The organism is Streptomyces sp. NBC_00075 (assembly GCF_045041225.1).
GTDB classification, from domain to species: domain Bacteria; phylum Actinomycetota; class Actinomycetes; order Streptomycetales; family Streptomycetaceae; genus Streptomyces; species Streptomyces adonidis.
The window spans coordinates 2,701,266-2,716,251 of the sequence record NZ_CP108243.1 but is presented as its reverse complement, the minus strand read 5'-3'; the positions used below and the strand labels follow the sequence as shown (position 1 = coordinate 2,716,251).

Below are 14,986 nucleotides of genomic sequence, written 5' to 3'. Positions count from 1 at the left end.
ATCGTGCAGGCTGTCGGGTGGCAACCGATGGAGATCAATATCGCATGGAGTGACCTGGAGTCTCGACTCGGTACGCGACTTCCTGGAGACTTCAAGGAGTTCTGCGAGGTTTTTGGAGCGGGTGAGTTCAGCGGATATCTGGAGGTCTATGCTTCGTCGGGCGGGCCATCCCTCAAGGTGATCGACTGGCTGGAGGATATCAATCTGACTCTGCGGGAAGACCCTGAGGCGGTAGAAACCTTCCTGCCCTATGGAATTTACACCCCGGGAGGGAAAGGGCTGCTGCCATGGGGGGGAACTGTGAATGCGTCCGAATTCGGCTGGTTCGTCGATGGGGGATCTCCAGAGGAATGGCGAGTGGTAGCCCAGGAGGAGATGGGAGGGTGGAATAAATTCGAAATGTCGATGTCTGAGTTCGTCTTCCGTGTGTTGACGGATGTTGAATTCGAAGAATTTACCGTGGCTGACTTGGTCGATCCGCCTTACTTTCAGCCTGAAGTCTGACGGCATGCAGTACGCGATGAAAACGGGAATTTCATCTGCGTGATGTAGATGCTCTGGTGTGAGGTTCGACAACAACTTGTCCGGATCGCTGGATTACCTTAAGGGGATGTTGGGGTCGACCCTCATGGTGATCTGTTTCATATCCTGGCGGCGATGCCGCCCGACCTCGGTGAAGACCAAGGGGTCGATTGGGAATCCCTCCAATCGGCCTGGGGGCTCAGGTTCCCGTCGGACTATGTTGCGTTCATGGCTCGCTACGGTGCAGGAGCAATCAACGACTCCTTCTCCGTCCTGGTGCCCAACGCGCCAGATCAAGCCGAGGACGGCGGAAAGGCAAGTGAGACGCGTAATGCAGTGGAGCTGCGAGATGCGGATTCCGTGCCTGTGGTTGCCTGGGGGGTGACAGTTGCCGCAGACATCATCTGCTGGAAGATCACGCACGAGGACCCTGAGCAGTGGCCTGTGACCGTATGGCGACGACAGAATTCCTCGCCGCGGTGGATCGAGTACGAACGAGGTATGACGGGCTTCCTCTGTGGACTTTTTTCCGTGAGTTCGATGAGCGCCCGCTGAGTGACGCAGAGCTTTGGGGGGGCTCTGCGTCCAAATTCATTGGCGGCAGGCAGGAACAACGTCTCATTGACTCAGGGGTGAATCCGTGGACTGGGGAGCCGGATCCTTATGCAAACCTTTCTTTTGGCGACTGGCAAGGTTTAGCAAGGCGGCTGTTCTGCCACGCGCGTATGGAGGGCGAGTCGTGACCGCCACCCCGCACGTGTGCTGGTGCTGCGATGGGCTGATCATCGACCCGGAAGACGCAGTCCTGTTTGAGCACGAGACGGCCGACTGGGGTGACGCGAAATGTGGACCGTGGCTGCCTTTCGACGGGGCTGGGGTGACTGGTACGAGTCGGATCTTCCCCTCGTCGAGTGGCTGGTGGAAATGTTTTCCGGGCGTCTGGCGACGGACTGGATGCCTGAATGGCCTGACGTTCATTGGTTCGAGACCGCTTGAATCGGCGGTAGAACGTTCTGTGGGCGACGAGCACGCGGCTCCGGCGATGGGATGTAACCCGGGAGCTTCCCGGCCCGGAGAAGGTTCGCGGCCTGGCCCGAGTCCTGATCGGGTGTGCTCTGGGACCATGAGGGCGATCACTGCGTTCCATGGAGCCTCCGCGCACCACCATCCGCACAGATACTCGGACTCCGGGGCCGGTCGAACGGTGAACTCCCCTTGTCGGGGCGTTAGATTGACGTCTGATGGCTGATGGTGGACGGAACGGCTGGTCAGGGGGCAAGGCGATGGACAGCGACGGGACGCAGGACGCGCGGGGTACGCATGCGAATCCTGTGCCGCGTCCGGCGGGGCCGCCGGGCGGGCCCGCCGTGCCGCCTCGGCCGGTGCGGGCGCCGGGGGCGGCCGCTCGGGCGTCCGTCGCCGAGTGGCTCAATGAGCCTCGGCCCGCGGCCAAGCCGGGGATCTGGCGGTACGGGTACCGGCTGCCCAAGGGGGCGCAGGCGGCGGAACGTCTCTCCCCGGTCACCGTCGTCGGGATACTCGTTCCGCTCGTTGTCGGGTTGTTCCTGTGGTCGGTCTGGCGGCGGGGCGCGATGCCCTACCAGTCGGTGCTGCTGAAGCTGTTCACGCCTGAGGACTGGTGGTGGGGCGGCACCGTCTCGCCCAAGGGGTGGGAGGGCAGTGCTGCCGTCCTCGTCTACAACGGTGTTTTCTTTCTGGTGCTGCTCTACGCCATGGGGCGACTGGGCAGTTGGCCCGACATCGCCCGGCACTTCGTCGCGCGCCGGCCGCAGCCCGCTCGGGCCCTGCTCGCGCTGCTCGGCGCTCTTGTCACGCTCAGTTTTGTGTTTCCCCACGCCTTCCCGGGCGTCGGCTGGGACGCCCTGCCGATCGTCGACGCCGTCTTCGCCCTCGTCGCCCTGATCTCCGGCGGGTTCGATGTGTTCGGGTCGACCGCGTTCAAGTACGGGCTGTACGCGGTCATCACCCTGCTTGTCGTCTGGCCGTTCGCGCGGATCGGGGGCTGGTGGGGGTACGTCAAGGACCGCCTCGCCGCTCGCAAGGCCGCTGCCGGGCCCACCGGGCCCCTGCCCGCCGACCGGCCCCGTGAACAGTGGCCCGACCTGCGCGAGGCCGGGCAGTACGAGGCCGCCGAACTGCTCACCGCCGAGGTCGCCGGCGGTCGGATGAACGACGTCGACTGCGCCCGGGTCGAGCACGCCTGGGCGGTTGCCAGGCGTGACGGGGCGCTCGCGGGCTTCCGGGACACCGTGTTGCGGCAGGGGGCCGGTGCCTGGGGGCATCCCTCCGGAGCTCGGGACCTGGCCCGGCGTACCGCGCAGCACGATCTGTCCGTGGGGCAGGTGCGTATCGGGCGGTGGGTGGCGGCCGAGCGGGCGCCGCTCGTCTATCACGGTGCCGGTGCCGCGCTCGGGCCCGAGGTGCTCGGCACGTCGTTGCTCGCCGTCGGGCCGTCGGGGGCGGGCAAGACGCGGCAGCTGATCGAACCCGTGACCGAGGCGCTGGCCCTGCGGGCGCTCACCGGGCAGTGCGCCTTTGTCGCCGTCTCCGCGCCGGGGACTCCCCTTGCCGCCGACTCCGCGTTCGATGTCGTCGTACGGATAGGGGATCGTGACTCCGTCCACGACCTCGACCCGTACGCCGACTCCGACGACCCCGACGAGGCCGCCGCCTTTCTCGCCGAGGCACTGGTCGGCGACCTCGACACCGTCGGCACCGAGAGTGCGGCCACCGCGCTCGCTCAGGTGCTCGGGCCGTACAGGGCGGCGCACGGTCGCTTCCCGGCCCTGCCGGTGCTGCGGGAGCTGCTGGAGAGCGACCCCGCCGCGCTGACCGCCCTGCGGGACGCCCTCGCGGGGGACGAGTTCACCGTCATGCGGCGCGAACTCGACGTACGCATCCGGCAGTCGGCGAGCCCGGCGGACGTCGGCCGGATCGTCGCGGATCGGCTCTCGCTGCTCAACCGGCCCGTCTTCGACGGATTCTTCGGTGGGGGCGGTGCCGCTCGGGCCTTCTCGCTCCGCTCCCTCACCCAGCATCCGCTGCGCGTCCGCGTCGATCTGCCGGAGCACGGTCACGAGGAGGCCGCGCGGCTGATCACGCGGCTCGTCCTCGCGCAGTTCAGTGCCGTCGTACGGGACGGGCGGCGCCCGCACTTCGCCTGTCTGGTCCTCGACGACGCGACCGGGACGGTCACCGCCGGTTCGGTACGGCGTATCCAGCGGATGCGCTCCCAGAACGCGGGCGTCGTGCTCGCCCTGCGGACCATCGGCGACGTCCCGGAGGCGCTGCACGGGCCGCTGTACGGCGCCGTCGGCTGCCGGATGGCGTTCTCCGGTGTGACGACCTGGGACGGCGGCCGGTTCGCGCAGGCCTGGGGCACGGCCTGGGTGGAGACACGGGATGTGGCCAAGCACACGGTCTTCGCCGACCAGCCCATGACCCGCGCCATCCACGCCCTGCGCAAGCTCGTCACCGGCAAGGCCGTCACGACCGACGCCGTGACCGTACGTACGGTCGAACGGGAGCGCTGGTCGGCGTCCGAACTGGCGCACGAGGTGCCGCCGGGGCACGCGGTGCTGTCCCTCACGACCGTCGAGGGCGAGCACGCGCCGCCGCTGCTGGTGGATCTGCGGGGGTAAGCAGGGCCAGCAGTACGTACGGTGAGGCAGAATCGGCACAGGCCGTTCATACGTGGCGGCCAAAAGTTCACGGAGTCCACACAGATCTGAAGGCCCCATGCCCCCGACGCTCGCCTCGCTCCTCCACCACTCCGCGCTCAGGCTGACCGTGCGGGCGGGCGGAGACCGCCTGGACGTCCCCGTCCGCTGGGTGCACGCCAGCGAACTGGCCGACCCCGTCCCCTACATGGAGGGCGGAGAGCTGCTCCTGATCACCGCGCTCAAGCTGGACGCCGAGGACCCCGAGGCCATGCGGCGCTATGCGAAGCGGCTGGCCGGGGCGGGGGTCGTCGGACTCGGCTTCGCCGTCGGGGTCAACTACGCGGAGATCCCGAAGGCGCTGGTGGAAGCGGCGGAGCACGAGGGGCTGCCGCTCCTCGAAGTCCCGCGCCGTACGCCCTTCCTCGCCATCAGCAAGGCGGTGTCGGCCGCCATCGCCGCCGACCAGTACCGGGCGGTGACCGCCGGATTCGCGGCGCAGCGGGAACTGACCAGGCAGGCGCTGAGCGACGGCCCGGAAGGCCTGCTCGCCGCGCTCGCCTCGCAGGTCGACGGCTGGGCCGCGCTGTACGACGCCTCGGGCGCCGTCGTCGCCACCGCGCCCGAGTGGGCCGGGCGGCGGGCGGCACGGCTCACGGCGGATGTGGAGCGGCTGCGGGAGCGGCCGGCGCCGGCCAGTGCGGTGGTCGGCGTGGGGGAGAGCAGCGGGGGTGAGGACCAGGACCGGGTCGAGCTGCACTCGCTCGGTACCGGGCGGCGGCCGCGTGCCGCGCTGGCGGTGGGGACCGCTGCGGCGCTGGGTACGGCGGAGCGGTACGCCCTGCACTCGGCCATCGCGCTGCTGACCCTGACGACAGAGAGGTCCCGGTCTCTCCAGGCCGCCGAGCAGCGCATCGGGGCCGCTGTGCTGCGGATGCTGCTGGCCGGCGAACCCGATCACGCGCGTGCCGTCGCCGGGGGGCTGTACGGCGAGCTGCTCGACGCGCCGTTCCGGATCGTCGTCGCGGAGTCGGCTTCTCCGCCCGTGGGGCAGGGGGTGCCGGCGGGGGCGGCGAGCAGGCCTACGGCCGGTTCTCTTGTCGCCGCCGACACGAACGGGGATCCGCTGGGCGGGCTCGCCGAGTGCCTGGAGTCCGCTGCCGCGCGGGCGGGGGAGGCGGTGCTGGTGGTGCCTGAGGGGGAGCGGTTGGTCGTGCTCGCTGTGGACGGGGGTGCGGCGGAGGCGGCCTGTGGGGAGTTCGCCGCGGCGGTGGAGGGGGCTCGGGGGGAGGTTCGGGAGAGGGACCGGGGGCGCGGGGATGCGTCGGCCTCTTCCTCCAGTCCCTCGGGCGACGAGGACGAGCTTGTGGTGGGAATGTCGGGGCCCGCCGGGCCCATCGCCGCTGCGGCCGCCTACAAGCAGGCCGAGCAGGCCTTGTCGGTGGCCCGGAGGCGGGGGCGGGTACTGGTCGGGCATGAGCAGTTGGCCGCCGGGTCCGTGGTGCCGTTGCTCGCGGACGATGCGGTGCGGGCGTTCGCGGACGGGTTGTTGCGTCCGCTGTACGAGCATGACGCGACGGGTCGGGGGGATCTGGTGGCGTCGTTGCGGGCGTGGCTGTCCCGGCATGGGCAGTGGGATGCGGCTGCGGCGGATCTTGGGGTGCATCGGCATACGCTGCGGTACCGGATGCGGCGGGTGGAGGAGATTCTGGGGCGGTCGCTGGATGATCCGGATGTGCGGATGGAACTGTGGCTGGCGCTGAAGACGACGGCGGCGGTGGGGGAGTAGGGGGTTGGTTTTCGCCCCCGCCGCCCCTACCCGTTCCCATCCCTGGGGGCTGCGCCCCCAGACCCCCCTTTGTCCTCAAACGCCGGACGGGCTGAAAAACCTAGCCCCTCCGGCGTTTGAGGAGCGGGGGTTCGGGGGCGGAGCCCCCGAGGATGGGACGGGTAGGGGCGGCGGGGGCGAAGAAACACCCCGCCGAACCGTCGCACAAGCCACCCCCACCACTCCACCCCGGACAAACAACACCTCACCATCCCCGCCCTACGGTGTACCCATGACTGCCACCCACGCCTTCTGGCTCGCCGGCCGTCAGGCCACCGGCGAGACCACCTTCGACGTCACCTCCCCCTGGGACGGACGCCTCGTCGGCAAGGTCGGCGTGCCGACCGAGGCCCAGGTCGAGGAAGCCGTCGCCGCCGCCCACGCCGTCCGCGACGAGTTCGCCGCCACCCCGGCCCACGTCCGCGCCGCCGCCCTCGACCACGTCAGCCGCCGCCTCGCCGAGCGCACGGAAGACATCGCCCAGCTCATCTCCGCCGAGAACGGCAAGCCGATCAAGTGGGCCCGCGGCGAGGTCGGCCGAGCCGTCTCCGTGTTCCGGTTCGCCGCGGAGGAGGCCCGGCGCTTCAACGGCGGCGAGGCCCAGCGCCTCGACACCGACCTCGGCGGACAGGGCCGCCTCGCCCTCACGCGCCGCTTCCCCAAGGGCGTCGTCCTCGGCATCGCGCCCTTCAACTTCCCCCTCAATCTCTGCGCCCACAAGATCGCCCCCGCCATCGCCGCAGGCGCGCCCATCATCCTCAAGCCGGCCCCGGCCACCCCCCTCTCCGGCCTCCTCATCGGCGAACTCCTCGCCGAGACCGACCTGCCCGCCGGCGCGTGGAGCATCCTCCCGGTCGCCAACGACCGCATGCCCGCCCTCGTACAGGACCCGCGGCTGCCCGTGATCTCGTTCACCGGGTCGGAGAAGGTCGGCTACGCGATCATGGACTCCGTGCCGCGCAAGCACTGCACCCTCGAACTCGGCGGCAACGGCGCCGCGGTCGTCCTCGCCGACTACGCCTCCGACGCCGACCTCGACTGGGCGGCGACCCGTATCGCCACGTTCTCCAACTACCAGGGCGGCCAGTCCTGCATCTCCGTGCAGCGGGTCATCGCGGACGCCTCCGTGTACGACCGGCTGCTGCCCCGTATCGTCGCCGCCGTCGAGGCCCAGGTGACCGGCGACCCGGCCGACGGCGCCACCGACGTCGGCCCGCTGGTCAGCGAGGACGCCGCCAAGCGGGTCGAGACGTGGGTCGAGGAGGCTGTGCGAGCCGGTGCGAACCTCCTCGCCGGTGGCAAGCGCGACGGCGCCTCCTACGCGCCCACCGTCCTCACCGACGTTCCCGCCGATGTCACCATCTCCTGCGAGGAGGTCTTCGGGCCGGTCCTCACCGTGCAGAAGGTGGACGGCGAGACCGCCGCCTTCGCCGCCGCCAACGACTCCAAGTACGGCCTCCAGGCAGGTGTGTTCACCCACGACCTCCAGTCCGCCTTCCGCGCCCACCGCGCCCTGGAGGTCGGCGGTGTCGTCATCGGCGACGTGCCCTCCTACCGCGCCGACCAGATGCCGTACGGCGGCGCCAAGCAGTCCGGGGTCGGCCGCGAGGGCGTCAAGTTCGCGATGGACGACTACACGTACGAGCGCGTCCTCGTACTGACCGGCCTCGCCCTCTAGCTAATGGGAACCGTTTTCACATACACTCGCCGATGACGCGAACGCGCCGTCACGAAAGGGTCCGGCACCGATGCCTTCCGGTGCCGGGCCCCTTCCATGCCCGTTTCCGGGCGTCGACCTCTCCGGACCCTCAGCCGGAGAAGCCGACGTGCGCCAGCCTCAGCGGGCCGCGCAGCCTCACACGTACGTCACGCACGCCGTCGACGACCAGCGCCGCCCGCCCCGTCGTGTAGTCGTACGGGCCCCCGGTCGGCGTCGGTGTCAGTACGGCCGTCGCCGCGCGGTCGTCCAGTACGACCTCCACCTCCACGGCTCCCTCGCCCGCCGTCGTCACCGCGACCTCCGTGACCCCTGCCCCGAAGTCGCAGTCCCGGTAGAGCAGTTCGGCCTCTCCGTCGCCCGTCGGCGTCACCGCGTCCCCCGACACCTTCGTACGGTCGACGATCTCGGCACCGCTCTGCTCGTCGAAGTCGGCCGCCGACAGGCCGAGTCGGCGCACCGGGCGCGGCACCGACGGGGTGCCGGTCACCTGGACCGTCGTACGAGCGCGGATGTCCTCGCTCGACGCGCCCGCCAGGAGTTCGTACGAACCCGGGGCGAGGCGCCGGCCGTTGCTCCCCACGTCCCAGAACTCCAGGCAGCTGAGCGGGAGTTCGAAGGACATGGTCGCCGATTCTCCCGGGGACAGGGTGACTCGGCGGTGGGCCACCAGTTCCCGGCGCGGGCGGGTCACCGGTGACTCCGGCGCCCTCGTGTACAGCTGCGCCACCTCGTCAGCCGTGACGTACCCGGTGTTGGCGACCGTGAACGACACCCGCAGCGTCTCCTCGTCCGCCACCTCCGCCGTCAGGTCGCCGTACGCGAACGTCGCGTACGACAGGCCGTGGCCGAAGGGGAACAGGGGAGTGCCCTCGAAGTAGAGGTACGTCTGCCGGGAGCCGATGACGTCGTAGTCCAGCAGGTCGGGGAGGTCGGCGTCGGCCGCGTACCAGGTCTGGGGGAGGCGGCCCGCCGGTGAGACGTCGCCCGCCAGGACGCGGGCCAGCGCCGTGCCCGCCGCCTGGCCGCCGTGCGCGGTCCACAGGGCCGCCGGGAGGTCCGTGACGTCCACCGCGTACGGGTATGCCGAGGTCAGCGTCAGGATCGTCCGGGGGTTCGCCGCGCGGGCCGCTCGCAGCAGTCGCTCCTGGTGGGCGGGGAGATGGAGCGTCGCGCGGTCCTCCGTCTCGCGGCCGTTGATGTGCGGGTCGTTGCCCGCGACCACCACGACCACGTCCGCCCGCGCGGCCACTCTCTTCACCGATTCCTCACCGCGTTCGGTGACGATCAGCTCGAAGATCTCCGGAGGCGTCTCCTTCTCGTCGGCAACCTTCACGCCGTCGGCGGCGACAGAGACGTGGCGACCCGTACCGACGTGCCTGAGGAGGTGGTGGTGGTTTTCGGCAGAATTGGTCGAATCGGGATAGTTCTGCGGCTCCAGGCGGAACGTTTCCTGGACCACCCAGCCGCCGGGCTGGTCCGCCGACGCCCGTACGTAGCCGTCCTCCGCGACCGAGAGGTAGCGGCCGTCGGGGGCCCGCAGCGTCAGGACGCCCTCGCCCCAGTCGATCAGCGCGAACTCGGTGCCCTCGGCCTCGGCGGTGAGCGGAGGCAGGTCCGTGCGGCCCGCGAGAAGGGCCGGGTCCAGCGCGCCCTCGGCGCCCCGGGCGACGTCCGGCGCGTCCTCGGCGGGCGGGACGTGCAGGAACGTACCCGTCGACGTGCGCAGCCGTACGCGGTCCACGCCCTCGGCGAACTCGACGCGCTCGGCGCCGAAGCGCTCGTACAGGGCCTCCAGCGGTGTCGAGCGGTGGATGAGGGTGCCGCTGTACCAGTCGGCCTTGCACTCGTCGGCGAGCAGGCCGACGACCGCGATCCGGGTGTCGGGGGCCAGGGGGAGCGTCGCGTCGTCGTTCTTCAGCAGGACGATCGCCTGCTCCGCCGCCTCCTGCGCGAGGGCGCGGTGGGCCGGGGTGTCGAAGTCCTTGGTATCGGCGTACGGGTCGTACTGCGGGTCGAACTCGCCCAGCCGGAAGCGGACCGAGAGCTGGCGGCGGACCGCCCTGTCGATGTCCTCCTCCGTCAACAGGCCCTGGGACAGGGCTCCTTGGAGGCGGGCGATGATTTTCGTGGAGTCCGTTCCGTGGTCCGTGAAGCTGTCCACGCCGGCGATCAGCGCGGCGGCCGTCGCCTCCTCGTGGGTGTCGAAGTAGTGCTCCGAGTCGACCAGGTTGGACGGCGCCGCCGCGTCCGAGCAGACCAGCAGGTCGGTGTCCGTCCAGGTACGCAGGTGCTCGCCGAGGAGCGGCGAGACGTGGTTGGGGCGGCCGTTGACCAGGTTGTACGCGGGCATGACGCCGGCCACCGCACCCGCCTCGACCGTCTCGCGGAAAGCGCGCAGATCGTACTCGTGCAGGACGCGCGGGCGGACCGAGGACGAGGTCGTGTCGCGGTTCGTCTCGTTGTTGTGGGCCAGCCAGTGCTTGAGAACCGGGGCCGTACGCCAGTACGCGGGATGGTCGCCGCGCAGGCCGCGCGTGTACGCGGTGGCGATCGCCGAGGTCAGCTTCGGGTCCTCCGAGTAGCCCTCCTCGTTGCGGCCCCACAGCGGGTGGCGCAGCAGATTGACCGTCGGTGCCCAGACATTGAGGCCGACGCGGTCGTCGCGGGCGCGCATCGCGCGGACCTCCTTGGACACCGCCTCGCCGACGCGGTGCACGAGTTCCTCGTTCCAGGTCGCGCCCAGACCGACCGCCTGTGGGAACACCGTCGCCGGGCCCATCCAGGCCACCCCGTGCAGCGCCTCCTGGCCGGTGCGGAAGGCGGCGATGCCGAGGCGCTCCACGGCGGGCGCGAACTGGTGCAGGAAAGCCACCCGTTCGTCGAGGGTCAGGCGCGACAGCAGATCGTCGATGCGCTTCGCGGTCGGCAGCTGCGGATCGCGGAATGGCGGCGAAGACGGCGTTTGTGCGGTCACGTGGGGTTCCCTTTGCGATCTGGCGGCGAGGCACATTCGAAGCGCTTCGATGCTCATTCGACGTGGGGGTGGGTGTCAAGAGACCCAGGTGCAACAAATCCGTTTCCCGCCCGTGATGTCAAGCGGCATACGGGGGCGGTTCGGGCCGCCTGGCAGGGCCCACACCTCGGAGGAATCTTGGAGCCGACCCTTGTGCACCCTCAGGTGTTCACTTAACCTCGCAGCAACATCGAAGCGCTTCGACTAACTGGGAGCCACCGGGAGCACCTCCTGGAACGCCATCCGGGAAGAGCAGTCCTCCGCAGTCATCCGAGGACTCACTCGACCCGACCAGTCACGAGAGTCACGCCAGTAACACACAAGACACCGCAGCCGACGGCTCCACCGCCGGGTGTCCTGGTGCGCCATGAAGGGTTGACGCAATGACGCCGAATGCCTCCTCCGCCTCCTCCGCACCGAGCCGGAGAAGCTTCCTCGCCTCCACGGCGGTCGCCGCCGCCGCGGTGGCGGGCGGGATGCCGCTGCTCGCCGCCTGCGGTGGCACGCAGGAGAGGAACAAGGAGGGCACGACCTCCGGGAAAGCCGCCGAGAAGATCCTCCCGGCGTTCGTGGCGTCGAGCGTCGTCGTGCCGGACCTTCCCTCGAAGAACGGATCGTCGGCCGGTTTCACCAAGGCGATCGACCTGAACTCCCTGAAGACCGCGGTGCCGAAGAAGCTCGGCAGCGGCGGCTCGCTGAAGATCATGGCGCCGATGTGGGGCAGTCCGCCGTCCAACGACAACCCGTACTACACGGCCATGAACGACGCCATCGGTGTCAAGGCCACCTGGCAGAACCAGGACGGCAACACCTACGACGAGAAGCTGGGAGCCGTCCTCGCCTCCAGCGAGATTCCCGACGTGGTGGTCGTCCCGGGCTGGAACCTGAACGGCAAGATACCGAGCGCCATCAACGCCAAGTTCGCCGACCTCGGCCCCTATCTGTCCGGCGACAAGGTCAAGGCGTACCCGAACCTCGCGGCAGTACCGACGGATGCCTGGCAACGCTCCATCTTCGGCGGCCAGTTGCGCGCCATCCCGATGCCGGCCTCCTACGTCACGAACATCGTGCCCTTCTACCGCAAGGACATCTTCACGGCGAAGGGCTACGAACTCCCCAAGACGCCCGACGAGTTCCTCGCCTGGGCGAAGGAGGCCACCGACGCCAAGGGCAAGGTGTGGGCCTGCGACGACCTCAAGTGGACCGCCTTCAACATCTACGGCGTCCTCAACGGCAGCGACAAGGCGCTGTGGTGGGACCTCAGGGACGGCAAGCTCGTCAACCGGATCGAGACCGACGAGTACCTCGAAGCCCTCGAATGGATGCGGAAGCTGTACGCCGCTGACGTCGTCCACCCCGACGCCAAGGCCGTCAAGGGCGACGCGTCCAACCGTTTCACCGCCGGCCAGTCCCTGGTCTTCAACGGTGACATCTCCTACTGGTACGCCTCGACGGCCGAACAGAAGATCCAGAAGACCGGCTTCGAGATGGGCGCGTTCGACATCTTCGGCCCCGACGGCGGCGCCCCCACGCTGTGGGCGACGCAGCCCGCGGGCATCTTCACCTTCGTCAGCAAGAAGGCGTCGAAGCAGCAGATCAAGGACTTCCTGGCACTCGCCGACTACTGCGCCTCGCCGTACGGCACCAAGGAGTACATGCTCACCGTCTACGGCGTCGAGGGCACCGACTACACGCTGAAGGACGGTATGCCCGTCAAGACCACCAAGGGCAACAACGAGGTCTTCGGCGCCTACGACTACACCGGCGACCCGGCCTCCTACCTCGCCCACCCCGACCTTCCCGAGATCGCCAAGCTCCAGGTCGAGTGGCAGCAGCGCATGGGCGCCTTCACCAAGAAGTCCTCCTTCTACGGTCTGACCATCACCGAGCCCAACCGCTACACCAACCTCGCCAACGACTTCGAGCAGCTGGAGGACGACGTCGTCCGCGGCCGCAAGAAGATCAGCGACGTCCAGCAGGCCGTGTCCGACTGGAAGTCCAAGGGCGGCGACGGGCTGCGCGACTGGTACAAGAAGCTGCTCGACGACAACGGCTCCGCGGCCAACTGACCCAGGGCCGAGGCAAGGAGAACGCCGTGTCCCACAGCACGGTGCCTCGGAGCAGGGCCGAGGCGAAGAAGACCGACGAGAAGACCGACGCGCAGGCTCCGGCGTCCGACGACGGCGCCACCGGCCCCCACGGCAGGCGGCGCCAGGGAAAGCTGAGTCTCTGGCTCAGATTCAGACGCGACCGCACGCTGATCCTGATGAGCCTGCCGGCGGTCCTGCTGCTCCTGGTCTTCAACTACATACCGATCTTCGGCAATGTGGTCGCGTTCCAGGACTACGACCCGTATCTCAGCGACAACGGTTTCGTCGCGATGTTCGAGAGCCCCTGGGTCGGCTTCGAGCAGTTCGAGCGGATATTCCAGGACTCCGGCTTCTGGCACGCGCTACAGAACACCTTCGTGCTGTTCTCCCTCCAGCTGGTGCTGTTCTTCCCCATCCCGATCCTGCTCGCGCTGGTCATCAACAGTGTGATCAGGCCCCGGGTGCGGGCGGTCGCCCAGGCGATCATGTACCTGCCCCACTTCTTCTCGTGGGTGCTGGTCGTCACCGTCTTCCAGCAGATCTTCGGCGGCGCGGGCATCATCGCCCAGACCCTGCGCCAGCACGGGTACGAGGGCTTCGACCTCATGACCGACCCGGGGATCTTCAAGTTCCTGGTGACCGCCGAGGGTGTCTGGAAGGACGCGGGCTGGGGGATCATCGTCTTCCTCGCCGCGCTCTCCGCCGTCTCCAACGACCTGTACGAGGCCGCCGCAATGGACGGTGCCGGACGCTGGCGCCGCATGTGGCACATCACGCTTCCCGCGCTGCGTCCGGTGATCGCCCTGCTGCTGGTGCTCCGTGTCGGCGACGCGCTGACGGTCGGATTCGAGCAACTGCTGCTCCAACGCGACTCGGTGGGGCCGGGCGCCTCCGAGGTTCTCGACACCTACGTGTGGTGGAACGGCATCCGCAACCAGGACTTCAGCTACGCGGCGGCGGCCGGCCTGATCAAGGGTGTGGTGGGTCTGGCCCTCGTGCTGACCGCGAACAAGGTCGCCCATCTCATGGGTGAGCAGGGGGTGTACAAGAAGTGAGCGCTGTCATCGACAGGCCTGACAGGTACACGGCGCCGGAGAATCGGCCGAGTCGGTGGGCGGCCCCGGAGCGACCGGCCTGGGAGGAGGAGCCCTCCAGGGCGGGCCTCGCGGCCAAGGGGGTCGTCCTCACCCTGGCGTGCTTCGCGATCCTCTTCCCGCTGTGGATCGTCGTCGTCACCAGCCTCTCGTCGAAGAAGACGATCGACGCGACCGGTGGCCTGGTGGTGATCCCCAAGGACATCACCTTCATCGCCTACCAGGAACTCCTCAGCGGCGGCCAGGTCCAGCGCGCCGCCCTGGTCAGCGTCGGCGTGACCCTGATCGGCACGCTGTTCAGCATGACGGTGTCCGTCCTCTCCGCGTACGGCCTCTCGCGCACCGGGTCCCTCGGGCACCGCTGGTTCCTGATGCTGCTGCTGGCCACCATGTTCTTCGGTGCCGGTCTCATCCCGACGTACCTGCTGGTGCAGGGCCTCGGGCTGACCGACAGCTACCTCGCGCTGGTCCTGCCCAGCGCGGTGAGCGTCTTCAACATCCTCGTCCTGCGCTCGTTCTTCATGGGCATCTCGCCGGAACTCATCGACAGCGCCCGCATCGACGGGGCCGGGGACTGGCGGATCCTCTGGACGATCGTGATGCCGCTGTCGCGTGCCGTCCTCGCGGTGATCGCGCTCTTCTACGCGGTCGGATACTGGAGCGCCTGGTTCAACGCGTCGATCTATCTGTCCGACCAGGACATGATGCCGCTCCAGAACGTCATGATCCAGCTGGTCCAGAAGCAGGAACGGCCCGTCGGTCTGGCCACCCAGATCAACACGGGGCAGCTGTCGCCGCTGGCTGTTCAGATGGCGGTGATGGTGCTGGCTCTGGTGCCGGTGGCGGTTCTGTCGCCCTTCGTGCAGCGGCACTTCAAGAAGGGCATGTTGACCGGGGCGATCAAGGGCTGACGGTCAGGTTCCGCCGTATGGGGTGCCTCTTGCTGTCCGTTGGCGGCTGCGGGTGCGTTGTGGCCTGTCGCGCCCACGCGGCGGAGCCGCAGAACAGATACAGCCCCGCGCCCCTTTGGGGCGCGTCT

General features: G+C 69.0%; 9 protein-coding genes. 8 read left to right on the top strand and 1 reads right to left on the bottom strand.

What is annotated here, in order from left to right; all coding sequences use genetic code 11:
* The first annotated feature begins 27 nt into the window (after nucleotides 1-27).
* The 5 genes from OG787_RS11440 to OG787_RS11420 all read left to right on the top strand — a co-directional run bounded on the left by OG787_RS11440 (nucleotide 28) and on the right by OG787_RS11420 (nucleotide 7,708).
* Nucleotides 28-504 (top strand): SMI1/KNR4 family protein, encoded by a 477-nt coding sequence (locus tag OG787_RS11440; protein ID WP_405535086.1) that lies wholly within the window; start codon nucleotides 28-30, stop codon nucleotides 502-504.
* A gap of 153 nt (nucleotides 505-657) precedes the next feature.
* On the top strand, nucleotides 658-1,077 hold the full coding sequence (locus tag OG787_RS11435) for an SMI1/KNR4 family protein (protein ID WP_405535085.1): 420 nt from the start codon (nucleotides 658-660) through the stop codon (nucleotides 1,075-1,077).
* Nucleotides 1,078-1,805: 728 nt separating this feature from the next.
* The gene (locus OG787_RS11430; RefSeq protein ID WP_405540470.1) at nucleotides 1,806-4,184 is read left to right on the top strand and encodes an ATP/GTP-binding protein; all 2,379 of its coding nucleotides are present in this window, start codon (nucleotides 1,806-1,808) and stop codon (nucleotides 4,182-4,184) included.
* 97 nt (nucleotides 4,185-4,281) lie between these two features.
* Nucleotides 4,282-5,991, top strand: coding sequence for a PucR family transcriptional regulator (locus OG787_RS11425; protein WP_369033166.1), 1,710 nt, complete (start codon nucleotides 4,282-4,284; stop codon nucleotides 5,989-5,991).
* Nucleotides 5,992-6,262: 271 nt separating this feature from the next.
* Nucleotides 6,263-7,708 (top strand): aldehyde dehydrogenase family protein, encoded by a 1,446-nt coding sequence (locus OG787_RS11420; RefSeq protein WP_405535084.1) that lies wholly within the window; start codon nucleotides 6,263-6,265, stop codon nucleotides 7,706-7,708.
* 130 nt (nucleotides 7,709-7,838) lie between these two features.
* Here OG787_RS11420 and OG787_RS11415 read toward each other — a convergent pair whose 3' ends face one another.
* Nucleotides 7,839-10,724 carry a glycoside hydrolase family 3 C-terminal domain-containing protein gene (locus tag OG787_RS11415; protein ID WP_405535083.1) on the bottom strand — a complete coding sequence of 962 codons (2,886 nt, stop codon included), beginning with the start codon at nucleotides 10,722-10,724 and terminating at the stop codon, nucleotides 7,839-7,841.
* A gap of 422 nt (nucleotides 10,725-11,146) precedes the next feature.
* Between OG787_RS11415 and OG787_RS11410 the strand changes: the two genes are divergently transcribed.
* The 3 genes from OG787_RS11410 to OG787_RS11400 are packed head-to-tail and all read left to right on the top strand — an operon-like array spanning nucleotide 11,147 to nucleotide 14,858.
* Complete coding sequence (locus OG787_RS11410; RefSeq protein WP_369035523.1) at nucleotides 11,147-12,832, top strand: Tat pathway signal sequence domain protein; 1,686 nt, start codon at nucleotides 11,147-11,149, stop codon at nucleotides 12,830-12,832.
* A gap of 26 nt (nucleotides 12,833-12,858) precedes the next feature.
* Nucleotides 12,859-13,908, top strand: coding sequence for an ABC transporter permease (locus tag OG787_RS11405; RefSeq protein WP_405535082.1), 1,050 nt, complete (start codon nucleotides 12,859-12,861; stop codon nucleotides 13,906-13,908).
* The gene (locus OG787_RS11400) at nucleotides 13,905-14,858 is read left to right on the top strand and encodes a carbohydrate ABC transporter permease (protein ID WP_405535081.1); all 954 of its coding nucleotides are present in this window, start codon (nucleotides 13,905-13,907) and stop codon (nucleotides 14,856-14,858) included. Before OG787_RS11405 ends, OG787_RS11400 begins: the two co-directional genes overlap by 4 nt.
* The last annotated feature ends 128 nt before the right edge of the window (nucleotides 14,859-14,986 follow it).